The sequence below is a fragment of the Xanthomonas hortorum genome (assembly GCF_024339125.1).
Lineage (GTDB): Bacteria > Pseudomonadota > Gammaproteobacteria > Xanthomonadales > Xanthomonadaceae > Xanthomonas > Xanthomonas hortorum.
Genome location: NZ_CP101417.1, coordinates 327,934 through 349,371, shown reverse-complemented (window position 1 = coordinate 349,371; position 21,438 = coordinate 327,934). Strand labels below are relative to the sequence as shown.

Annotated in this window: 19 protein-coding genes; 10 read left to right on the top strand and 9 right to left on the bottom strand. The window is 63.7% G+C overall.

What is annotated here, in order from left to right:
• Nucleotides 1-82: 82 nt before the first annotated feature.
• The gene (locus NMB96_RS01425; protein WP_183086593.1) at nt 83-1,063 is read right to left on the bottom strand and encodes an IS5 family transposase; all 981 of its coding nucleotides are present in this window, start codon (nt 1,061-1,063) and stop codon (nt 83-85) included.
• Between the two features lie 27 nt (nt 1,064-1,090).
• On the opposite strand from NMB96_RS01425, the gene NMB96_RS01420 reads away from it, so the two are divergent.
• The 5 genes from NMB96_RS01420 to fghA all read left to right on the top strand — a co-directional run bounded on the left by NMB96_RS01420 (nt 1,091) and on the right by fghA (nt 6,633).
• On the top strand, nt 1,091-3,373 hold the full coding sequence (locus NMB96_RS01420; RefSeq protein ID WP_255086019.1) for a PAS domain-containing sensor histidine kinase: 2,283 nt from the start codon (nt 1,091-1,093) through the stop codon (nt 3,371-3,373).
• Between the two features lie 278 nt (nt 3,374-3,651).
• On the top strand, nt 3,652-3,927 hold the full coding sequence (locus NMB96_RS01415) for a metal/formaldehyde-sensitive transcriptional repressor (RefSeq protein ID WP_023905100.1): 276 nt from the start codon (nt 3,652-3,654) through the stop codon (nt 3,925-3,927).
• A 63-nt stretch (nt 3,928-3,990) separates the two neighbouring features.
• Nucleotides 3,991-5,100: an S-(hydroxymethyl)glutathione dehydrogenase/class III alcohol dehydrogenase gene (locus NMB96_RS01410; protein ID WP_006451640.1), complete on the top strand. Its 1,110-nt coding sequence runs from the start codon at nt 3,991-3,993 to the stop codon at nt 5,098-5,100.
• A 68-nt stretch (nt 5,101-5,168) separates the two neighbouring features.
• Nucleotides 5,169-5,744: an S-(hydroxymethyl)glutathione synthase gene (gene gfa / locus NMB96_RS01405; RefSeq protein ID WP_023905099.1), complete on the top strand. Its 576-nt coding sequence runs from the start codon at nt 5,169-5,171 to the stop codon at nt 5,742-5,744.
• Nucleotides 5,745-5,802: 58 nt separating this feature from the next.
• Nucleotides 5,803-6,633, top strand: a complete 831-nt coding sequence (gene fghA, locus NMB96_RS01400; RefSeq protein WP_023905098.1) for an S-formylglutathione hydrolase — start codon at nt 5,803-5,805, stop codon at nt 6,631-6,633.
• A 450-nt stretch (nt 6,634-7,083) separates the two neighbouring features.
• On the opposite strand, the gene NMB96_RS01395 is transcribed toward fghA, so the two are convergent.
• Nucleotides 7,084-8,493, bottom strand: coding sequence for an aminotransferase-like domain-containing protein (locus NMB96_RS01395; protein ID WP_255086017.1), 1,410 nt, complete (start codon nt 8,491-8,493; stop codon nt 7,084-7,086).
• 130 nt (nt 8,494-8,623) lie between these two features.
• On the opposite strand from NMB96_RS01395, the gene NMB96_RS01390 reads away from it, so the two are divergent.
• Together NMB96_RS01390 and NMB96_RS01385 are read left to right on the top strand one after the other, a co-directional pair.
• The gene (locus NMB96_RS01390) at nt 8,624-9,415 is read left to right on the top strand and encodes a PhzF family phenazine biosynthesis protein (RefSeq protein ID WP_255086016.1); all 792 of its coding nucleotides are present in this window, start codon (nt 8,624-8,626) and stop codon (nt 9,413-9,415) included.
• Nucleotides 9,412-10,338: a DMT family transporter gene (locus tag NMB96_RS01385; protein WP_255086015.1), complete on the top strand. Its 927-nt coding sequence runs from the start codon at nt 9,412-9,414 to the stop codon at nt 10,336-10,338. The genes NMB96_RS01390 and NMB96_RS01385 overlap by 4 nt, the downstream gene beginning before the upstream one ends.
• 41 nt (nt 10,339-10,379) lie before the next feature.
• Here NMB96_RS01385 and NMB96_RS01380 read toward each other — a convergent pair whose 3' ends face one another.
• Both NMB96_RS01380 and NMB96_RS01375 read right to left on the bottom strand, forming a co-directional pair.
• A complete protein-coding gene (locus NMB96_RS01380) occupies nt 10,380-10,718 on the bottom strand; it encodes a hypothetical protein (RefSeq protein ID WP_023905094.1) in 339 nt (112 codons plus the stop codon).
• Between the two features lie 728 nt (nt 10,719-11,446).
• Nucleotides 11,447-12,391, bottom strand: coding sequence for a DegV family protein (locus NMB96_RS01375; protein ID WP_255086014.1), 945 nt, complete (start codon nt 12,389-12,391; stop codon nt 11,447-11,449).
• Between the two features lie 490 nt (nt 12,392-12,881).
• On the opposite strand from NMB96_RS01375, the gene NMB96_RS01370 reads away from it, so the two are divergent.
• The gene (locus NMB96_RS01370; RefSeq protein ID WP_255086013.1) at nt 12,882-13,697 is read left to right on the top strand and encodes a GH12 family glycosyl hydrolase domain-containing protein; all 816 of its coding nucleotides are present in this window, start codon (nt 12,882-12,884) and stop codon (nt 13,695-13,697) included.
• A 240-nt stretch (nt 13,698-13,937) separates the two neighbouring features.
• Complete coding sequence (locus NMB96_RS01365; RefSeq protein ID WP_023905090.1) at nt 13,938-14,735, top strand: GH12 family glycosyl hydrolase domain-containing protein; 798 nt, start codon at nt 13,938-13,940, stop codon at nt 14,733-14,735.
• Between the two features lie 200 nt (nt 14,736-14,935).
• Here NMB96_RS01365 and NMB96_RS01360 read toward each other — a convergent pair whose 3' ends face one another.
• The 5 genes from NMB96_RS01360 to NMB96_RS01340 form a co-directional block, all read right to left on the bottom strand.
• Nucleotides 14,936-16,543: a rhamnogalacturonan lyase B N-terminal domain-containing protein gene (locus NMB96_RS01360; protein ID WP_255086012.1), complete on the bottom strand. Its 1,608-nt coding sequence runs from the start codon at nt 16,541-16,543 to the stop codon at nt 14,936-14,938.
• 210 nt (nt 16,544-16,753) lie between these two features.
• Complete coding sequence (locus NMB96_RS01355) at nt 16,754-17,080, bottom strand: hypothetical protein (RefSeq protein WP_181110759.1); 327 nt, start codon at nt 17,078-17,080, stop codon at nt 16,754-16,756.
• A gap of 138 nt (nt 17,081-17,218) precedes the next feature.
• Nucleotides 17,219-17,626: a ribosomal maturation YjgA family protein gene (locus NMB96_RS01350; RefSeq protein WP_374151501.1), complete on the bottom strand. Its 408-nt coding sequence runs from the start codon at nt 17,624-17,626 to the stop codon at nt 17,219-17,221.
• A gap of 160 nt (nt 17,627-17,786) precedes the next feature.
• Complete coding sequence (locus NMB96_RS01345; protein ID WP_255086011.1) at nt 17,787-19,067, bottom strand: amidohydrolase family protein; 1,281 nt, start codon at nt 19,065-19,067, stop codon at nt 17,787-17,789.
• A complete protein-coding gene (locus NMB96_RS01340; protein WP_255086010.1) occupies nt 19,064-20,464 on the bottom strand; it encodes an amidohydrolase in 1,401 nt (466 codons plus the stop codon). The genes NMB96_RS01345 and NMB96_RS01340 overlap by 4 nt, the downstream gene beginning before the upstream one ends.
• Nucleotides 20,465-20,598: 134 nt before the next feature.
• Between NMB96_RS01340 and NMB96_RS01335 the strand changes: the two genes are divergently transcribed.
• Nucleotides 20,599-21,165, top strand: coding sequence for a DUF924 family protein (locus NMB96_RS01335; RefSeq protein WP_255086009.1), 567 nt, complete (start codon nt 20,599-20,601; stop codon nt 21,163-21,165).
• Nucleotides 21,166-21,438 lie beyond the last annotated feature (273 nt).

Below are 21,438 nucleotides of genomic sequence, written 5' to 3'. Positions count from 1 at the left end.
CTAACCACATCGACCAGGCTGACGGCGCTCAGATCCTCGATTTTTTTGCCGTTTCCGGCGCGTTTGCAGGGTGTTGCCCGGGTTACAGGCGCACGTTCCCCATCGTCGGCAGTAACTGCTTTCGCTTCATCCACAGGTTCGATAGCGCAAACAAGGTCAGCACCTGCGCGGTGTTCTTGGCCAGGCCGCGATAGCGGACCTTGGTGTAGCCGAACTGGCGCTTGATCACCCGGAATGGATGCTCCACCTTCGCGCGCACACTGGCCTTGAAGTGTTCCCAACGTCTTTCCCGAGCACGCTCGCGTTTGTTGCCGAGGGCTTGCATCGTCGAGGGCCTGGCGGCGATGAAGAATGCAGCCTTGCAGGCCTGCAGTTCTTCGCGTTTGTCCGCACCGGTGTAGCCGCTATCGCCGAACACGCTGTCTTCTTTGCCATGCAGCAACGTGTGCATCACCGTGACATCGGCGACGTTGGCGGCTGTGCAATGGACGTGGTGCACCAACCCGGAAAATTCATCCACGCCGATGTGCGCCTTCATCCCGAAATACCACTGATTGCCCTTCTTGGTCTGATGCATCTCAGGGTCGCGCGCGTTGTCGGCATTCTTGGTCGAACTGGGCGCCGCGATCAGCGTCGCATCGACGATCGTGCCCGACCGCAGGCTCTGGCCCTTGCGCGCCAGATGCGCGTTGACCGCTTCCAGCATCCGCGCGGCAAGGCCATGGGTCTCCAGCAGGCGCCGAAAGTTGAGAATCGTGGTCTCGTCCGGAACGTTGTCCAAGCCACCGAGCTGGGCAAACCGCCGCAAGGTCGGGATCTCGTGCAGTGCTTCTTCCATCGCCGGATCGCTCAGCGCATACCACTGCTGCAGCAGATGAATCCGCAACATCGTCGCCAGTGCGTACGGCTGCCGACCTGGCCGGCCCGATACCGGATAGTGCGGCGCGATCAGACCGAGCAGTTGCTGCCACGGAACCACCTGCTCCATCTCGGCCAGAAAGATCTCGCGCCGGGTCTGCTTGCGCTTGCCCAGGCCCTCAGCGTCACCGAACGTCAGTTGCATGGATCACTCCTCAACATCAGGCGGGTAGTGTCGCGTATCTGTGGTGCGTTGTTCAGAGGTTCCCTAGCAGAGCGTAACCGCGACATTCTGGAAAGCATTTCCGATGCGTTCTATGGCGTCGATGCGCAGTGGCGCTTTACCTATATCAATCGCAAGGCCGAGGCGCTGTGGGCGCGCTCGCGTGCGCAATTGCTGGGCAAGGTGATCTGGGACGAGTTCGCCGCGTTGATCGGCTCTGCAACGCACACCGCGCATTTGCAGGCCGCACAAACGCGGCAGATGGTTCGCCTGGATGTCGCCTCGCCGGTGCTGGGGCATTGGGTCGACATCAGTCTGTATCCCACCAGCGATGGCGGTATGTCGGTGTATTTTCGCGATATCTCCGACCAGAAACGTGCGCAGGAGCTGCTGCGTGCCAGTGAAGAGCGCTTCCGCACCGCACTGACGATCGAAACCGTGGGCGCGACATATTTCGATATGGATGGCCGCCTGACCGATGCCAACGATGCGTTCTTGAAGATGAGCGGCTACAGCCGTGCAGATGTTGAAGCCGGTACGCTCAACTGGCAGAACCTGACCCCGGCGACCGCGCGTGAGTTGACCGCGCAGGCCTTTCAAGAGCTGAAGGCCAAGGGCAGCACCACGCCCTATGAGCGCGAATATCTGCGCAAGGACGGCTCGCATCGCTGGGCGTTGTTCGCCGCCAAGCGGCTGCCGGATGGAACCGGTTTCGAATTCGTGCTCGACATCACCGACCGCAAGCTGGCCGAAGCGGCGTTGCGCGAAGTGCAGGATCGCAATGCCTTCTTGTTGAAGCTGTCCGATGCGCTGCGGCCGCTGAGCGACCCGTCCGCGATCCAGGGCAAAGCCGCGTGCGTGCTGGGCGAGCATTTGCATGCCGGCCGCGCGTACTACGTTGAAGTGGATCGCAAAACGCAGCAGTACGTGGTCGAACGCGATTGGCATCAACCCGGCGAAACCAGTCACGCGCGGCGCTTCGCACTGAGCGATTGGCCGATGCCCTGGCTGACCGACGCGCAGACATGGGTGGTGCGCGACACTGCCATCGATGCGGCATTGCCCGACGATCAGCGCGCGGCCTATCTGGGCAATGCCATCGGTGCGCTGATCGTGGTGCCGCTGATCAAGAGCGGCCAGCTGGTTGCCAGCTTCGTGGTCAATCAGCGCACTGCGCGCGATTGGACGGCCGCCGAGATCCGGCTGGCCGAAGAAACCGCAGAGCGCACCTGGGCGGCCTTGGAACGCGCACGCGCACAGGGCGCGCTGATCGAAAGCGAAGAGCGTTACCGCGTGATTCTTGAAAACGCGCTGGATTACGCGATCTTTACCACCGACACCAGCGGCTATATCCAGACCTGGCCCCCTGGTGCCGAAGCGGTGTTCGGCTGGACCGCCGAAGAAGCGGTGGGTCAACATATCGCCATGACCTTCGTTGCAGAAGATCGCTTGGCCGGGGTGCCGCAGCGCGAGATCGAACAGGCGCACCACACCGGCTTTGCCCCCAATGTCCGCTGGCATCAATGCAAGGACGGCCGCCGCGTCTTCATCGAAGGGGCGGCCCGGCCGCTGCGCGATGGCGGTGTCGAGCCACTGGGGTATCTCAAGATCGGCCAGGACGTCACCCGGCGCCGGGAGTGGGAAGATCGCCAGCAGGTGTTGCTGGCCGAACTGCAGCACCGCACGCGCAACCTGATGGGCGTGGTGCGTGTGGTCTTCAATCGCACCCAGCGCAGCAGCAAGACCATCGCCGAGCTGGCGCTGATCTACAACGACCGCCTGGACGCGCTGGCGCGCGTGCAGGGATTGCTCTCGCGCCTGAACGACGGCGATCGCATCCTGTTCGATGAGTTGATCCATGTCGAACTCTCGGCGATGGGCGCGATCGACGCGCAAGGCCAGAGTGAGCAGGTGGTGCTGGATGGCCCCAGCGGCGTGCGTCTGCGCTCCAGCACCGTGCAGACGTTTGCGCTGGCGCTGCATGAGCTGGCGACCAATGCCAACAAGTACGGCGCGCTCGCCCAACCCGGCGGCCAGCTGCAGGTGCGTTGGCGCCTGCTGCGCACCAGTAACGGCACGCGGCTGCGGATCGAATGGAGTGAAACCGGCGTGACCATGCCAACGCCCGGCGAAGCGCCACAAGGCTCCGGGTACGGCCGCAAGCTGATCGAGCGCGCGCTGCCGTATCAACTGCAGGCCGAAACCACCTATGAGCTGGGCCCGGATGGGGTGCGCTGCACCATCGAGCTGCCGGTGTCGGAAAGCATGCGCCTGGAGGGGGATGAGGGATGACGCTGGATGCTGCACGTGCACATCAGCCACCGTCATGCTGCACTGCGGCCGCTTTGCTGATTGCGGTCGCGGATTTCCTGCGCAGGGCACAAATTTTTGATCTGTGCGTGCCTGTGCACAGGCCGCGCCACAGTCCCTGCTGGCGGCATTCTCGCGCGCATCTGCGTTGATCGAACATCACGTTGCCAGCCGGCATCTTCGACACAACGCCCCCGACGCCCATGGCTTTTTTCGTCCGAATCCATATACTGCCCCCCAGTATTTGGACCGGAGCTGTCATGCCGCATTCGCCGCAAGAGAAAAAGCGGGCACTAGCACGCGTGCGTCGCTTGCGCGGGCAGTGCGATGCACTTGAGCGGGCGCTGCAGGCAGGCGCAGACTGCGCGCCTGTCTTGCAGCAGATCGCCGCGATCCGGGGGGCCGTGAATGGGCTGATGTCGCAGGTGCTTGAAGCGCATATCCGGGAAGATTTCGGGCATGCCGCAACGTCCGATGCGCAACGCGCCGAGCGGGTGCAGGAATTGCTCGGCCTGGTCCGGTCCTACCTCAAATGAACTCCCACCGGGTCGGCGCATGCCGCACCCGTCCTTGAATCTCATCGTCAGGAGCGTCATCCAATGAAATCCCGTGCAGCAGTTGCATTCGGACCCGGCAAGCCGCTGGAAATCGTCGAAATCGACGTCGCACCGCCGAAGGCCGGCGAAGTGCTGGTCCGCATCACCCACACCGGCGTCTGCCACACCGATGCGTTCACGCTGTCTGGCGACGACCCGGAAGGCATCTTCCCGTCCGTGCTGGGCCACGAAGGTGGCGGCATCGTTGAAGAGATCGGCGAGGGCGTCACCAGCGTCAAGGTCGGCGATCACGTGATCCCGCTGTACACCGCCGAATGCCGCAAGTGCAAATTCTGCCTGTCCGGCAAGACCAATCTGTGCCAGGCGGTGCGTGCCACGCAGGGCAAGGGCCTGATGCCCGACGGCACCACGCGCTTCTCCTACAACGGTGAGCCGATCTATCACTACATGGGCTGCAGCACCTTCAGCGAGTACACCGTGGTGCCGGAGATTTCGCTGGCCGTGGTCAACCCGGAGGCGCCGCTGGAAAAGGTCTGCCTGCTCGGTTGCGGCGTCACCACCGGTATTGGTGCCGTGCACAACACTGCCAAGGTCAAGCCGGGTGAAAGCGTGGCAGTGTTCGGCCTGGGCGGCATTGGTCTTGCGGTGATCCAGGGCGCGGTGCAGGCCAAGGCCGGGCGCATCCTGGCCATCGACACCAACCCGGGCAAGTTCGATCTGGCACGCAGCATGGGCGCCACCGATTGCATCAACCCCAAGGACTACGACAAGCCGATCCAGGAGGTCATCGTCGAGTTGACCGACGGCGGCGTGGACTTCAGTTTCGAGTGCATCGGCAACGTCAACGTGATGCGGTCGGCGCTGGAGTGTTGCCACAAGGGCTGGGGCGAGAGCGTCATCATCGGCGTGGCCGGTGCCGGCCAGGAAATCAGTACCCGTCCGTTCCAGCTGGTGACAGGCCGCGTGTGGCGCGGCTCGGCCTTCGGCGGTGTCAAGGGACGTACCCAATTGCCGGGCATGGTGGAGCAATCGATGAAGGGCGAGATCGATCTGGACCCGTTCATCACCCACACCATGCCGCTGGAAGAGATCAACGAAGCCTTCCACCTGATGCACGAAGGCAAGTCGATCCGCACCGTGATTCACTTCTGACCGTACGGCCAGGATCGGCGCGCGGCCGCTTCCGCGCACGTGGTACCCGATACTCCGGGAGGGGCATGATGACCAGCGTCTCGATTCATCCTTCGGTAGACAGTGGTGTTGCGCGTGGAGGTGCAGAAAGCTTTCAGGGAGGAACCCTTGAATGCCATTGCGCCAGCGACAAGGTGACCGTGGAAGTGGGTGCGCAGACCGCGCATAACCACGCCTGCGGTTGCAGTAAATGCTGGAAGCCGGAAGGCGCGACCTTTTCGGTGATTGCAGTGGTGCCGCGCGACAAGGTCACGGTCACCGCGCATGCGGAGAAGCTCAAGATCGTCGACGAAAGCGCGGCGATCCAGCGCCACGCCTGTACCGGTTGCGGCGTGCATATGATTGGCCGCATCGAGAACAAGGACCATGCGTTTTATGGTCTGGACTTCATCCATACCGAGTTGTCGCAGCAGTCGGGCTGGTCGCCGCCGGGCTTTGCGGCGTTCGTGTCCTCCATCATCGAAACCGGCACGCCGCCGGATGACATGGACGGCGTACGCGCGCGCCTCAACGAGCTCGGCTTGACCCCGTACGACTGCCTGTCGCCGGGATTGATGGATGCATTGGCGGCCAATGTGGCACGCCATAAGGGCCTGCTGCACTGACCGCCCAACCCCGCGGCCGGCATCCATGTCGGCCGCAGGTTTTTATCGAAGGAATCTCATGGAACGTATCGAACACCGTGCCTGCTTCGGCGGTTGGCAAGACGTCTACCGGCACCAGTCGCAGAGCTTGAACTGCAGCATGCAGGTGGGCGTGTATCTGCCACCGCAGGCCGCCGATGGCCCGCTGCCGGTGCTGTACTGGCTCAGCGGCCTGACCTGCACCGAACAGAATTTCATCAGCAAGGCCGGCGCGCAGCGGTACGCGGCCGAGCATGGCGTCATCCTGGTTGCGCCCGACACCAGCCCGCGCGGCGACGAGGTGGCCGACGCGGACGGCTACGACATCGGCAAGGGCGCCGGTTTCTATGTCGACGCCACCGAGCAGCCATGGGCGGCGCATTACCGCATGTACGACTATGTGGTGAACGAATTGCCGGCGTTGATCGAAGCGACCTTCGCCACTACCGGCGCGCGCGCGATCAGCGGCCACTCGATGGGCGGGCACGGCGCCTTGACCATCGCATTGAAGAATCCGGGCTGCTATCGCAGCGTGTCTGCATTTTCACCGATCGTCGCGCCGAGCCAGGTGCCGTGGGGTGAGAAGGCGTTTGGCCAGTATCTGGGGCCGGACCGTGATGCGTGGAAAGCGTATGACGCCACTGCGTTGATCGCACAGACGCAGGAGCGCTTGCCGCTATTGATCGATCAGGGCGACGCGGATGAATTTCTCGAAAACCAGTTGAAAACTGCGTTATTCGAGGAAGCTGCAAAGACCGCTGGTTATCCGGTCACGGTGCGGCTGCAGCCTGGTTACGACCATAGCTATTACTTCATCTCGAGTTTTATCGGCGAGCATATTGCGCATCATGCTGCGGCGTTGCGTTCGTGATTGCTTGATTGCTTGATTGTGGAAATAGTCGATCATTTGTTGCGTTTGTTGCGTTTGTTGCGTTTGTTGCGTTTGTTAAGTTTGTGGCGTGTGCGTGGCAGTAGACCTCGCGCAGTTGCGTGCGTTGCATTGCGTGCGTTGCCGTGTTGCCTGGACCGGTGGCATGAATAAAGCGCCGAGCTGATTTCCCTTCTCCCCTCGGGAGAAGGTGCCCCGCAGGGGCGGATGAGGGTACGGGCGAAGCCTGGTGAAGTTTGGGTGCAGGTTGGCTTCGCCCCGTACCCTCACCCCAACCCCTCTCCCGTGGGGAGAGGGGCTCGTCATTGCGCATCTGAAAGTTCGCGTCGAGTAGATGCTGGCGACATCGTTGTTGTTGTTCAACAGCAACAGCAACAGCAACAGCAACAGCTGACGTCAACGCCAATTCAAAAGTTGATGCCAACGACGAAGCTAACGCGCCACCTGCGCCGCAAGCCTGCCCAATCGTCGCATCGCGCGTTCCAGCGTCTCGCTCCACGGCTGGCCGCAGGTCAGCCGCAGGTGATCGGCGTAATCGCCACGGCTGGAGTATAGATGGCCCGGCGAGGTGCCGATACCGTCGGCCAATGCGGCTTCGAACAATGCCTGGCCGCTGCCGCCATCGGGCAATTGCAGCCACAGCGAGAGTCCGCCGGCCGGGTCGCCCACCCGCGTGCCCGCCGGCCAATGCCGCACGATCGCATCGCGCAGGCGTTGGCCGTTGTCGGCCAGGGTGCGGCGTAGCTTGCGCAGATGCCGTTCCAGATCGTGCTGCGCGAGATAATCGGCCAGCGCCAGTTGCGGCAGGCTGGCGCTACCGACGGTGGAAAAGTATTTGGCGCGCACCAATGCGTCGGTCCAGTCGCCGCCCAGCAACCACCCCACGCGCAGTCCCGGCGACAGCACCTTGGAAAACGAGCCGCAGGTGATCACGTTGGCATGCGTGTCGAAGTGGCGTAGCGGGCGAGGGCGCTGGCCCGACCAATCCAGTTCGCCGTAGATATCGTCTTCGATCACCACGGTGCCGTGGCGCGCGCAGCTGTCGAGCAGTGCGCGCTTGGCACTGTCGGGGGTGAGGCTGCCGTTGGGATTGTTGAAGTTGGGCACCAGCACTGCTGCGCGTACCGGTGTGCGTTGCAGCAGCGCGTCCAGGCGCGCGACATCTATGCCATGGCCGGCGCGGTTGGGGACTTCCAGCACCTTGAGTCGTAACGCAGCCACCGCCTGCAGGATGCCGTGGTAGGTGGGTGTTTCCACCAGCACCACATCGCCTGGTGCGGTGAGGGTGCGCAGTGCCAGGCTGATCGCTTCCATCGCGCCGGCGGTGATCACCACTTCTTCCGCGGCTACGGTGGTTGCGCAGTGTGCGTAACGCTGTGCGATTTGCCTGCGTAGTACGGCGTGGCCTTGTGGCGGTGCGTAGTCCAGTGCGGCGGTGCGTTGGCGCCGCAACTGACGCGACAGGGCGGCGGCCAAGTGCGCAGCCGGCAACAACGCCGGCGCGGGAGTGGCGGTGTGCAGCGGCACCAGGTCGGTGCGCGCCAGGGTGTCGAGCACGCGCTGCAAGGCCGGGTTGTCGACCATGCCGGGTTTGCGCCGCCGCGTTGCCGGTGCTGCGACAGGCAATGCAGAGGCGGTGGTGCGCACGAAGTAGCCGGAGCGCGGCCGCGCCTGCACGCGTCCTTCGCGTTCCAGTTGCAGGCAGGCCTGCACTGCCGTTGCCGTGCTGATGCCGTGATTGGCGGCCAGTTGCCGAATCGAGGGCAGGCGCTCGCCGGCACGCAGGGTGCCGCCTTCGATCTGCTGCCGCAGCTGGGTGGCCAGCGATTCGTACAGGAGCATGTGCGGGCGCCCTTTATCTGTATTGGTCAATTTGCAGCGTATCTGAATCTGTCATGGTCGTGTACTGCGCTGCAGACTGGCCGTGCCCGGTGAGTGCGCCAGGTGTGTGTTCTCTTCTGTGAGGTTGGCCGTGCTGCTTCCTGTGTTTATCGTCGATGCGTTCACTACAGTGCGTTTCAAGGGCAATCCTGCGGCTGTCGTGCCGTTGCAGGAATGGTTGCCGGAGTCGCTGATGCAGGCGATTGCCGGCGAACACAATTTGTCGGAGACCGCATTTTTCGTGCGCGACGAGAGCGGGGTATTCGACATTCGCTGGTTTTCTCCGATCAAGGAAGTCGGCTTCTGCGGGCATGCGACCTTGGCCAGCGCGTTGGTGATTGCCATGCATCAAGGCGCTGCATTCCCGTTGCGATTGCGCGCGCCTGCCGTCGGTGAGATCGAGGTCGCCAGCGTGGCCGAGCGTACCTTCGAGCTGCGCTTCCCCAACCAGATGCCGTCGCTGGTGCCGGTAGTGCCGCAAGCCTTGTTGGAGTCATTGTCGATCGCGCCACAGGCTGTCTATGCAAACGCGCAGGCCTACATCGCCGTCTACGCCGATGAAGGACAGGTAAGTGAAGTAACGCCCGATCTGAGCCGGATGTTGGTGCTGGCGCCGCGCGATGTAGCGGTCACCGCGCCGGGCGTCGGGCATGACTTCGTCTCGCGCTATTTCTGGCCGGCCAATGGCGGTAGCGAGGATCCGGTCACCGGGTCGATCCATGCCGCGTTGGCGCCGCTGTGGGCAAAAACGCTTGGCAAGACGCAGCTGCGTGCGCTGCAGGCATCGGCACGCGGCGGTGAACTCGATTGCCGGGTCGAGCCGCAGCATGTGTACGTGCGCGGCAGTGCTGTGCAGTATCTGCAGGGAGTGATTGCGCTATGAGCGTGTCCTTGTCTGCTCAAGCGACCTCGGCGGGCGCTGCGCGACGTGCAATCTGGCAATTGCTGGTGGCCGAAGTGCTGATCGGGTCGGTGGGCGTATTCGTGCACGAAAGCGGGCAGGATCCGGTGACTGCGGTGTTCTACCGCTGCCTGTTCGGTGCGCTGTTTCTGACGGTATGCGGTTTGATCGGTGGGCAGCTGCGCGGCCTGTGGCGCGAGCGTGCGCTGTTGCGCGATGCGGTCATCAGCGGTGTGTTGCTGGTGCTGAACTGGGTGGCGTTGTTCGCCGGCATGGCGCGCTCGTCGATCGGTGTGGCGACGATGGTCTACCACGTGTTTCCGTTCGTGATGTTGATCCTTGCCGCGTTGCTGCAGGGCGAGCGCACGCGGCGTGTCGATCTGGGCTGGACGCTGCTGGCATTCGTCGGTGTGGCCTGTTCCGCAGACCCTGCGCGGCTGTGGCAGAGCGCCGATCGCGGTTATCTGATCGGGATCGCGCTGACCTTGCTGGCGGCATTGCTGTGCGGGGCCTCGTTGCTGATGTCGCGCCGCATCAGCCGCGAGCGGCCGCTGGCGGTGGTGACCGTGCAATGCTGGGTCGGCACCTTATTGCTTGCGGGGTTTTCCAGTGGCGCCGCGCTGCATCCGGGCCTGCACTGGCTGTGGCTGGTGGGCTTGGGCGTGATCCACAGCGGCATCGTGTATGTGTTGTTCTATTCGTCTTATCGCCACCTGCATGTGGCCACGATTGCGGTACTGGCGTTCGTCTATCCGCTGGTCACGCTGTTGCTGGACTATCTGCTCTACGGCCACGCGCTGGTGCCGGTGCAATGGCTGGGCCTGGCATTGATCGTGATCGGGACGCTGGCGGTAAATTTGAAGTGGCGTTGGCCGCGGAGGGTGGCGGACAACGTGCTGACCTGAGTGAAGTTGCCGCCGCGCCGTACGCGCGGCGGCAGTGGGCTTTAACGCACGTCGCGCAGTTCCCAGTGATGTCCGGCCAGCGCCTGCATGCGCTGTTTGAGCAGGTCGCCGGGGATGCTGGTGGTGGCGACCAGATCGATCCGCAGGTCGCCCTGCTTGCCGGTGACCGTGGCCGAGGGATCGGTCACGCCGAGGCTGGGATCCACCGCGTCCGGGTCGGCCTGCAGCTGGCGCCAGCGATCGAACCAGGCCGGGTCGCGCAGGGCGGCCTGCAGCTGTTCGGCAAAGGCCTCGGCACCATGGGCGCTGAAGCTCACGCTCGCATCGCCGCCGCGGGCGAGCTTGGGGTCGGGCAGGCTGATCGAATAGCTGACGGGCATGTGCGAAGACTCTGGTGGATGACGTTCGCACGTTAGTGCAGCGGCGGTGAGTATTCCGTCGACAGGTGTGTAGGCATGTAGCTCTCTGCGATCCACTTCGACTTGGAACCAAGCTTTTGACCTCAGCATTCGATTGCGTCTATATGACGCTATGAGGCCAACGCTCGGTTGTTCTGGAGTGGTTGGATGGTGCGGATAGGTCAGGTGTAAAGCGACTGATCTGCGGCTTGGTCGCAGGGCCCTTGCCCGCCCACCATCGCGGGACACGCCGCAAGTACGTCCGTGTAGGCTCTTACGCGGCATCCATGCCGCGTAAGGTCCCGCGATGGTGGGCGGGCAAGGACCAGTCGAGATTGCCGGTGTGCATGCTTGCAAGCAGGACATGACGTGCGTTTATTGAATAACGGCTTGTCCGATCAGTTTCTCGGCGCAAGGCAAACCGCAGGCAGGCTTTCAATGAAGCAACCTGCAGACTCTCTGGTGCGGTGTCCTCGCCGATTGCGGGACCGTGTGGCGGCATGGATGCCGCCACCGAGCCTACATGGACGTACTTGCGGCGTGTCCCGCGAGCGGCGAGGGCACCGCGCACTCGACTGACTCAGCTTTTGAATACATCTAAACGATTCGACATCATCTCTGTGGCCGTAAGCTGATTGCACGATGTAGACGAATGAGTTGCAGAGCGATAGCGCTGCCGCTTGGCTGCAAAGCCATCGACCTACCATGCTTCAGGCAGAAAACGTATGCGGCTCGGCCGCAAATGCCACTGCCAGTGCGCCCTTGCCTACGTTGACCATGCCGGTCAGGCTCATCACGCTTTCGAACAATTCCACACCGTGGGTCTGGCAGGCGGCCTGCAAGGCGGCATAGCCGGGCAGGGCGTGCAACTCGGTCAGCTCGCCGCCGTAGCCTACGCATACGGTAGGCGTCATCAAGCCCTCGCGGAGCTTGCGCACGGTGAAGCCGAACAGCTTCTCTGCGGATGGCTCGAAGCCCTTCAACTTGGCCACCGGTTCGGTGACGCCGCGATACGCGCGCAGCACCGGCTTGATATCCAGCGCACTGCCCAACGCGGCGCTGATCAAGCCCACGCTGCGATCGCCCTTGGTGCGGGCACGCGCGCGCAGGTAATACAGATCGCGCGGAATCATGTAGCCGTAAGTGTGTTCGGCCAGCTGCTCGAGCCGGGCGCGAATCGCCGCCACGCCCTGGCCCTGCTCGCGCAGACGCACCGCCTCCACCGCGGTGATGCCTTGGCCGGCGAACAGGTTGAGCGTATCGATCACGCGCAGTGCGAACGGCGAGGTATGGCCGGCCGCCTGGCGGATCGGCTTGTAGTCGTTGAGGATCGCGAAGCTGGCCTGCATGGCGTTATCGAAGATCTGGCTGCGCAGCTTGGAGATGGTCAGGCAGAACACGTGGTCGTAGTCGATGACCAGCCGCTGCAGGAACAGATCGCGGATCTGGTTGACCGAGAACGGTGTGGTCTCCGCCTCGTGACCGCGCTCGGCCACATGCGCGTGCAGGAAGCTCAGCGTGGCCTCTTCATCGCGGTGATCGGCAAGCACTGCTTCGCCGATGCGTACGCTGATCGGCAGCACGATGACGTTGTTGCGTTGGATGAAGTCCTGCGGCAGATCGCACGCACTGTCCACCACGATTCCGATGCGCATCGTCGCCCCCTTCGGCTGTTGCGTCGTCTGTAGTGCGAACGCTATCGCAAAACGGCCGTGGCGCGTAGGACTATCGCCTGGCGCGTCGCTGTCGTGGTGCAAGGCGACGCGTTCATCGGCGTGATGCAGCGTCGGCCAGCGACGACAGGCAGCAGCCACAGATGCATCGTGCAGGGCATGCACAAGCGATCGCTTGCGTGGCGCAATCGCTGCCTGCGCGTGATGCGGCTCTGCACCATTCCTGGGCGCGGCGTTGTGTGCCTCCTGACTGATACATCCTGCTGGCAGCCGATAACGAACACAAACTGAGGACCCGCGCACGCTTCGCGTGCCAGATAGCACCCGTTATGGTGCATGGCGAGCGAGGGCTGCCGGAATTGCTATAGCTCCGCTCACAACGGCGCTGCTAGGGTCCGACGCCACCGCTGCAAGGCGGCTTTCGACAACGCCGTACTGGCGTTGCCGCGCGGAACCCACACGGAGAGTCAACATGCACAACAGCCAATCCAGCACCCTCACTCACACCGGTGCGCAGGCGCCGACCACGCGGCGGCGCGCATCGCGCTGGTGGAAAGCAGCATTGGCAATCGGTCTGGTGGCGCTCGCGCCGGTGGCACTGGCCGGGCCCTACAAGATCTTCGGCAACCACTATGCGTGGGTGAACAATTTCAACGATCCCAACAACATCATCCAGGGCACCTTCGGCACCGGCAGCACGCCGGAGTTGACCGTGACCTTCAACTTCGCCGACTACAACCTCTATGGCTACCCGGCGATCGTGCGCGGCTGGCATTACGACTGGAATCCGACCAGCGACACCTTGTTCCCGAAGCAGATTTCCTCGCTGAGCAAGATCCCGCTCAAGTTCACCTATAGCGCGGGCGGCACCAATCTGGCCGGCGATTTCGCCTACGACATCTTCTTCCGTTGGGATACCGCCAAGGGCAACCCGCAGCTGGAAGTGATGATCTGGGGCGACCACAACTCCTGGCCGATCGGCACGCTGACCGCGAGCAAGGTGATCACCGCCGGTGGACGCACCTTCGACCTGTGGGAAGGCTTCAACTCCGGTGCCGGCTACTACGTCTACACCTTCATCCCGACCGGCACTGCCGGCCAGCCCACGCTCAAGACCAGCGGCAGCCTCAACGTGGATGCCAAGCCGTTCCTCACCTGGCTGCAGACCAACCGGTCCAAGGATGGGCGCTACAACAACAGCATGTATCTGCATGCGGTTGAAGCGGGTTTTGAAGTGGTGCGCGGCAATGGCTGGGCCAAGGTCAGCGCCACGCTCGACGCACAGTAATCTGCAATAACGTGGTCTTGTGCGCGGCGCATGCATGCGTCGCGTACCGGATGGGGCCACGGTGATCGGTCTGCAGGGATGGCCAACGTCCTCGCCCCCGTCAGCGCGAGGGTGTCCGTTGCCAGTGACGCCAACGCGTCGATGGCGCCGGATGCGTAATGGTCGTTCGTTCACCGCTCGGCGCGTTGCGCTGCACGCCGGTGGACGAACGTTTATCCATCCATCATCGGAGTCCACCCCATGCAGTTGCACGACAGTTTCCGTTCGCTGACGTCTGCTGGTTCCAACCTGTTGCCGCGCGCTGTGGCGTTGGCCTTGGTGCTGGTCGCATCCAGCGCCAGCGCCGCTACCGGCGAGACCAAGGTCTACGGCACGCAATACGCCTACAACAATAATTTCAACGACAAGAACAACAACATCAAGGCGACCTTCGGCTCGGGCAGCACGCCGAGCATTACCGTGACCTACAACCTGCCCAGCGGAACGTTGTATGGCTATCCCGCCATCTGCCGCGGTTGGCACTACACGATGAACCCGGCCACCGACAGCTACTTTCCGCATCAGGTGTCCAAGATCGGCAGCCTGAGCGGCGCAGTGGCGTTCACCACCAGCGGTAGCGGGCAGACCGGTGACTTTGCCTACGATCTGTTCTTCCGCAAGGACGCCAGCAAGGGCGACCCGCAGCTGGAAGTGATGATCTGGGGCGCCAACAATTCCTATCCGCTGGGTACGCTGACCACCGCCAATGCCATCACCTCCGGCGGCGTCACCTATGACCTGTGGGAAGGCAATAACTCCGCTGCAGGCTATTACGTGTACACCTTCATCCCGCACGGCACCGCGGGCAACAGCAATGCGTTGCCGGCAAAGGGCAATCTCACTGCGGACGTCAAGGCGTTCTTGACCAGGCTGCAGGAGTTGCGTGGCAGCGATGGCCGTTACAGCAACGCGTTGTATCTGCAGGTGGTGGAGGGCGGCTTCGAAGTCACCGGCGGGATGGGTTCGGTGTCGCTGAGTGGGGCGATCACCGCCAAATAAGCGCGGCGATCAACAGCCCTACGCGTAGCCAGCACCTGGAAACGGCATGCTCCCGCGGACTCTAGCGCGTGGATGGTATGGGCCGATTGCAACCAGCGGTCAGGTGCATTCGACGCGCTGGTCAGTGGTTGGTGTCATCGTTCTTGAGCTGTGCCATCCACCGCACGTGTCTGCGTGCGGTGGATGCCGGGCAAGTACTCTTACATCGCCACCAGCTGGATGCTGTCGAACACGAACGCCGGGCTGAGGAAGCCATCGTCCGGCGATCCGGAGGCGACGCCGATCTCGATGCGGTTGCTGCCGGCCTGCAGCGCCGAGGCCGGAATATCCACCTCATACAACGTGTTGTTGCCGCGAGTGGTGCCACGGGTGATGCCGCGCGTCTTGGGTTGGTTGGGTGTGGCCGGTAGCGGTCCATTCCAGCGGGCATTGACGCTGATCTGTGGACGCGCGCTGACCTGGCTCAGTGGCACGAAGATACGCAGGCGGTAGCCACGCACTTCATTGGCCGCCAGGGTGAAGTCGATGCGGTTCGGCGTGTTGATGCTGCGCCACTGCACCGCCGGAAAGCTGCTCACGCTGCTGGAGCCAACGGTGTAGGTGACCGGTGCCCAGCTCATGCGTTTGTCGGAGGGATGCGCGCGCGGCAACAGGTCTGCATACCGGAAACCGGCGGGCGTGCCATCGGCAACACCGATCTGCCACTTCGGCGTGCCCGCCAATGCCACTGCCTGCAGCGCGGCTTGCGCTGTCGCATTGGCAAACACTTCGACATCGCGTTGGGCCACTTCCAGTTCGTTCTGGTAGAGCGTCATGCGATAGCGTCCCGGGCGCACGCCGGCAAGCTGGTAGTCGCCGCTGCCATTGGCCGTGGCCCAGTACTGCGCCTGGTCGTTGCGCAGGCCGACCACGGCGGGCTGGCCGGACAACACGCCGCTGACGCGGCCCCTCACCGCACCGCGCCCGGCATCGGCGAGATAATCGCTCAGGCCCAGGCTGGCGTCGACAAAGCTGGTGTCCAGTTGCGCGCTGGAGGGCGCACCGCCATCGGTGAACAACAGCCCGTACACGCCGTGGAAACCGCCGCGAAACGCCTCGGTCTGGGTGTGGTCGGAATACATGTAGTTGTAGAGCTCATGCGTCACGCGGGTTTTTTGCGTGGCGATGTCCTTGAAAAACGGCCCGCCGGAACTGCGCTCGCGATTGCCCATCAGCATGAACGCCGCAACCCCCGAACCGCTGACCCCATGCACCTTGTCGTCGATCATGCGGCGTGCCGAGTAGAATTTGGAACTGGTGCGTCCATCCGGCAGCAAGAACACATCCTCGCTCTCGACCGGCGTGCCCACGTTGGAGTCGGGTTCCTGCTGTGCATTCGGCAGCTTGGCTACATTCAAGCGGGTGACGAAGCGCAGCTCTTCGCCGCCGACCTTCGACAGTGTCGGTGCATAGGTTGCCATGTAGATCGCGTTGCGGCCCGTGCGTGCAATGTAGTACTGGGTCAGGTCGCCGGCCTTGGCCGAGACCACGATCGCCCCACCCACCGTGCGCGCCTCCACGCTGGCGCTACCCAGCCCCGAGGCCAGCTGCGTGCCCTTGGACTCGGTGGTCTGCAACTCGTTGTCGCGATAACGCATCGACACGATGTCGCCATTGCTGGCGTTGACCGAAAACACCAGTTGGGCGCCGGTGTCCACGATGAAGCGATCACCGCTGCGGGTGACGCCGAAGGCAGCCATGGCAGGTGCGCTGACGCTGCCGTAGAACAACAGTGCGCATGCCAGGATGCGCAGGGTAGGGCGGGGCATATCGATCTCCGAGTGGGGGCTGTCGCTGTGATGCCGACGCGCGATGCTAGGCGAGCTGGACAGCGACAACGATGACCACGCGTGCAGAGCGTGCGCCCTGTTCGAAGTGGCGTACCGAAACGCAGTGGAGGTCACGCTCTCTGTCTGCAACCTGGAGGCGCGAAGCGACCGATGGACGGTGCTGCCTGCATTTCACTGCGGTGACATGCGTCAGTGCAGCGCGTCGCGCGCCGACTGGATCGCCAGCACCCACTGTTCGCGTTTGCCGATCACGAAGCGATGCTCGCCACCATCGTCCAGTTGAACCACCAGCGAGGTCGGCGCAACCGGCAGCAAGCCGAACAAGCGTGTCCAGCGCAGTTGCATCGCCCCGATCTGCGCCAGATGCACGGTCAACGATTGGGTCTGGATATTGAGGGCATGCGGCTGAAAGTGCAGCGCATCGGCAGTGAGGATCAAGCGCCCGCCCACCGCTTCCAAGCCACGTTGCAGATTGGCGGGTGCCTGGCGCAGCACGACGCGGTCGATCGAGCGCAATCCGCTGCCCTGGAACAGCGAGGTCACCGCGGTACCCCTGCCATGCAGATCGGCCGCGTCTGCCGGTGCGAGGCCGCGACTGTTTCGATCAGTGCCGATGGTGAAACGCAAGACATACGCTAGACCCGGGGGAGTGCATCACTGCTGCGGATGTCGCCCGGAAGACGCAGCGACACGGCATGACAGCACATCGCCAATGTACGCCACGCCACCGCCAACCAGATACATCGCCAGATCGTGCAGGGTTGCGGTGTTACCGAGCGCGATAGCTGCGGCGCTGCCGGGACGCAGGCCGAGCCGGTCGGCCAGATGGATCGCCTGCAAGCCTTCGATCACGCACCCGGTCGCCACCGCCAGCAGCGCCGCCCAACGCGGTGAGAGCGCAAGCACACCGCGCAATCCGCAGTAGACCAGGATCACTGCCAACACATCGCCCAGGCTGCCGCGCACCCACGGCCCACCGAGCCGACCGGCGCCGATCGCCACTTCGATCAGCAGCACGGCGAGTGCAAGCAGCAGATACAGCATGCGTGCGCGTGGAGACATCGGCATCAGGGTGTGCCTGCCAGATGACAGCCGTGTGTGCTCTCGGCAAGAGGGGCGCCGCGCGGCGCAATCCCCCTTCCTGCGTGGGCAGCGGTGCAGCACATCACACACTCGCTCACTACGAACATGCGCGTGACAAGCACGCCCGTTACAAGCACGCTCACTTCAGATACGCACGCGGCAACGGTCCTGCCTGTTGCATGTAACGGTCGCGCAGGTCGGTCTGGCGCGAGCGCATCGGCATGTCGCGGCCGCCCAGCCACACCTGTTCGGCATAGTGGGCGACATCCAGCGGGTCGCCGTCCCACAGCACCAGATCGGCCTGCTTGCCGACCGCGATGCTGCCGATGTGATCGGCCACGCCGAAGATCTCCGCCGGCACGCGGGTCAGCCCGGCCAGGCCGGATTCCCACGGCAATCCATTGGCCACCGCATTGCCGGCCAACTGGCGCAGCTTGCGCGCGTTATGCGAGGCATCGCCGCTCTGGGTGAAGCTGACTTCCACACCCGCTGCGCGCAGACGTGCGGCGTTTTCCAGGGTCGCGCCGATCTGATCGAAAGTGGATGGAAGATCTGCCAATGCGTCCACCAGCACCGGCACCTTGGCCTGCGCCAATTGCGGTGCGAGCTTCCAGGCTTCGGTGCCGCCGGCAATGGCGATGCGGACCTTTTCGCGCTGCGCCCAGCGCAGCAACTGGCGGATATCGGCGGCACGTTCCACCTGCACCACGATGCGACCTTGCCCGCCCAGATACTTGGCCAGCACGTTGCGGCCAACCGGCGTCAGCAGCGCATGCGGCGAATCGGCGGGCACGCGTCCACGCGCTTCGGCAACCAACTGGTCGAGCAGCATCCACTGCGCGGCACGCGAGCTGCCGGTGAGATCGGATGCGGCTGCACCGATGCGGAGAAACAGGGCGTGCGGGCCGATCGGGTCGGGGCTGCCATCCAGCCGCACGATGCCGCCTTGTCCGGCGATGAAAGCACCACTGGTGGTTGCGCCCAACGCAGTGAAACCGATGCCTTCCACGCGTGCCACCGGCACCAGCACCGAGTCGGGGTTGTAGGCAAGGGTAACGTCGAATTCCGGGCGCATCGGCTGATCGCTCAGCTTGACGCCGCTGTCCACGGTGCTGTCTTCGCCGGACACTTCTTCGATGCCGATCTCGGTGATGCCGCCGAACAGCGCCGGGGTCAGCGGGCGGCCCTTGGCCTCGACCACGCGTCCATCGGTGGGCACGGCCAGGTGATTGCCGATGGCGCGGATCACCCCGCCCTGCACCAGCACATCGGTATTGCGCAGCGTGCCTTGAGTGGTTGCGGTATGCACGGTGGCGCCGCGAATCAGCACCTGCTGGCCGAATGCGGGCAACGCAAGCGCAGCCAAGACCAACACTGACAACGCGCGCAGACGCGGGCGAACGAAGGTCGCGCGGCTCATCGTGCCACCTCCTGGCCAAGCATGAAGTCCGACACCGGCTGCAGTGCGCGGTTATGCCGGTCGTAGACCTGCGCGCCGTCGATATAGACCTGTTCGGCCAGCGCGTAGGAACTGAAAGGATTGCCGTTCCACACCACCACATCGCCCATCTTGCCCGGCTCCAATGCGCCGGTCTGCTTCTCAATGCCGAGCGCCTTGGCGGCGTTGCTGGTGAGCCAGCGGATCGCGCGCTCGGGCGCAATCTCGGTGCCGCTGCGGCGCGCATTGGCGATCACCTTGGCCGCTTCCTGATTCAAGCGCTGGATGCCTTCTTCCGAATCCGAATGCACGATGGCGCAGCTGTTGGCCGGGCGGTCGACCATCGCGATGTTTTCCTGGATGCCGTCGAAGGCTTCCATCTTGAAGCCCCACCAATCGGCCCACAGCGCGCCGCAGACGTTTTCCTGCGCCAGGCGGTCGGCCAGTTTGTAGGCCTCCACGCCGTGGTGGAAGGCGGCGATGCGGAAGCCGAATTCCTTGGATAGATCGAGCATGGTCGCCATCTCATCGGCGCGGTAGCAGTGGATATGCACGCGGATGTCGCCGTTGATGGCGCCGGCCAGCGTGTCGAGCTTGAGATCGCGCTTGCCGCCGGCATCGCCGCTGCTGTCGTTGTCGCCGCCGCGGCTCCACCAGTGGCGTTTTTTCTCGCTGTTCTTTTTCGGCGCGTTCTTGCGCAGGTACTCGGCCGCATCGATGAACGCGGCGCGATAACCGGCCACGTTGCCCATGCGGGTCGCCGGGCCGCCTTTTTCGCCATACACGCGCTTGGGGTTCTCGCCGCAGGCCATCTTCAGGCCCCAGGGTGCGCCGGGGAATTTCATGCCCTGGTAGGTCGTGGACGCCACGTTCTTGAGCGTGACGCCACGGCCGCCGATCAGATTGGCCGAGCCCGGCAGGATCTGCAGCGAGGTGATGCCACCGGCCAGCGCGGTGCCGAAGCCCGGGTCCTGCGGCCAGATCGAATGCTCGGCCCACACGTTGGGCGTGACCGGTGCGGTCATCTCGTTGCCATCGCTGTGCGCGCTGACGCCGGGGCTGGGATACACGCCCAGATGCGAGTGCACGTCGATGATGCCGGGCGTGACCCACTTGCCGGTGCCGTCGATGCGACGTGCATCGGCCGGCGCCTCCAGCCCGCGCCCGACCGCAGACACCTTGCCGTCGCGCAGCAGCACGTCGGCATCGTCCAGGCGCTGCCCGGTGCCGGTGAGGACCGTGGCGTGCTGGATCAGCACCGGCCCGGACGCAAGCGCGTGATAGGTGCTGGGATATGGGTCTTGCACGAACCGCGATGCCGCAGACGCAGGCCCGCACAGCACAGCCGCGCTCAGCGCGGCGAACAGGATGGAACGCATGGATTTCCCCGGTGCAACGAAAACGTCAGCAGCAAACCTAGCGGCCGGCGAGGTGCTTGCCAAGTGCTGCGCTCTCGGTGGCGGCGGCCTCATCACATACGCGCGTGCATGCTGTGCCGTATTCGTCAGGGGAAATGTCGATGATTGCCAAATCAGAGCGCAACAAACAGGCCGATGTGGTGTTGGCTTTCTGGGAGCTGGCCGGCTCGGCCCGCTGGTTCACGCACAACGATGCGTTCGATGCCAACTTCCGCCAGCATTTCAGCGAGCAGCACTTTGCGGCCGCTCGCGGCGAGTACGCGCACTGGATGGAAGGTGCCGAAGATGCATTGGCCTTGCTGATCCTGCTCGATCAGTTCCCGCGTAACGCCTTCCGCGGCAGCGCGCATTCCTATGCCACCGACGGCCTGGCGCTGCAGCATGCCAAGCAGGCGCTCGCCAGTGGTTTCGATCGACAGGTCTCCGCGCAGTTGCGGCTGTTCTTCTATTTGCCGTTCGGTCATGCCGAAGATCTGCAGGAGCAGGTGCGCGCGGTGCAGCTGATCACTGCGTTGGACGATGCCGAAACCACGCACTGGGCGGTGCATCACCAGCAGATCATCCAGCGCTTCGGGCGCTTCCCCCATCGCAATGCGGTGCTGGGGCGTGAGAGCACTGCGGAAGAACGGCAGTTTCTCGATGACGGTGGATTTTCTGGTTGAGGCGCGGCGGCGGGTTTCTCGGCGCTGTTTAAGTTACAGCGTCCCTAGGGCTGTTACTTCACTGCAGGGCCCTTGCCCGCCCACCATCGCGGGACACGCCGCAAGTACGTCCATGTAGGCTCTTCTGCGGCATCCATGCCGCATAAGGTCCCGCGACGGTGGGCGGGCAATGACCAGTCGAGATGGTCGGTGTGCAGAGTTTTCAATAAAACAGCCGGCAAACTGTCTGGTGCGGTGTCCTCGCCGATTGCGGGACCGTGTGGCGGCATGGAT

Excerpts from the sequence above, each read along its gene's own strand:
- fghA (WP_023905098.1), top strand. The coding sequence starts at position 5,803 with ATGGAACGTATCGAACACCGTGCCTGCTTCGGCGGTTGGCAAGACGTC.
- NMB96_RS01380 (WP_023905094.1), bottom strand. The coding sequence starts at position 10,718 with ATGCCCGTCAGCTATTCGATCAGCCTGCCCGACCCCAAGCTCGCCCGC.
- NMB96_RS01345 (WP_255086011.1), bottom strand. The coding sequence starts at position 19,067 with ATGAGCCGCGCGACCTTCGTTCGCCCGCGTCTGCGCGCGTTGTCAGTG.
- NMB96_RS01335 (WP_255086009.1), top strand. The coding sequence starts at position 20,599 with ATGTCGATGATTGCCAAATCAGAGCGCAACAAACAGGCCGATGTGGTG.
- NMB96_RS01395 (WP_255086017.1), bottom strand. The coding sequence starts at position 8,493 with ATGCTCCTGTACGAATCGCTGGCCACCCAGCTGCGGCAGCAGATCGAA.
- NMB96_RS01350 (WP_374151501.1), bottom strand. The coding sequence starts at position 17,626 with ATGTCTCCACGCGCACGCATGCTGTATCTGCTGCTTGCACTCGCCGTG.
- NMB96_RS01415 (WP_023905100.1), top strand. The coding sequence starts at position 3,652 with ATGCCGCATTCGCCGCAAGAGAAAAAGCGGGCACTAGCACGCGTGCGT.
- NMB96_RS01425 (WP_183086593.1), bottom strand. The coding sequence starts at position 1,063 with ATGCAACTGACGTTCGGTGACGCTGAGGGCCTGGGCAAGCGCAAGCAG.
- NMB96_RS01360 (WP_255086012.1), bottom strand. The coding sequence starts at position 16,543 with ATGCCCCGCCCTACCCTGCGCATCCTGGCATGCGCACTGTTGTTCTAC.
- NMB96_RS01410 (WP_006451640.1), top strand. The coding sequence starts at position 3,991 with ATGAAATCCCGTGCAGCAGTTGCATTCGGACCCGGCAAGCCGCTGGAA.
- NMB96_RS01370 (WP_255086013.1), top strand. The coding sequence starts at position 12,882 with ATGCACAACAGCCAATCCAGCACCCTCACTCACACCGGTGCGCAGGCG.
- gfa (WP_023905099.1), top strand. The coding sequence starts at position 5,169 with ATGACCAGCGTCTCGATTCATCCTTCGGTAGACAGTGGTGTTGCGCGT.
- NMB96_RS01365 (WP_023905090.1), top strand. The coding sequence starts at position 13,938 with ATGCAGTTGCACGACAGTTTCCGTTCGCTGACGTCTGCTGGTTCCAAC.
- NMB96_RS01385 (WP_255086015.1), top strand. The coding sequence starts at position 9,412 with ATGAGCGTGTCCTTGTCTGCTCAAGCGACCTCGGCGGGCGCTGCGCGA.
- NMB96_RS01340 (WP_255086010.1), bottom strand. The coding sequence starts at position 20,464 with ATGCGTTCCATCCTGTTCGCCGCGCTGAGCGCGGCTGTGCTGTGCGGG.
- NMB96_RS01375 (WP_255086014.1), bottom strand. The coding sequence starts at position 12,391 with ATGCGCATCGGAATCGTGGTGGACAGTGCGTGCGATCTGCCGCAGGAC.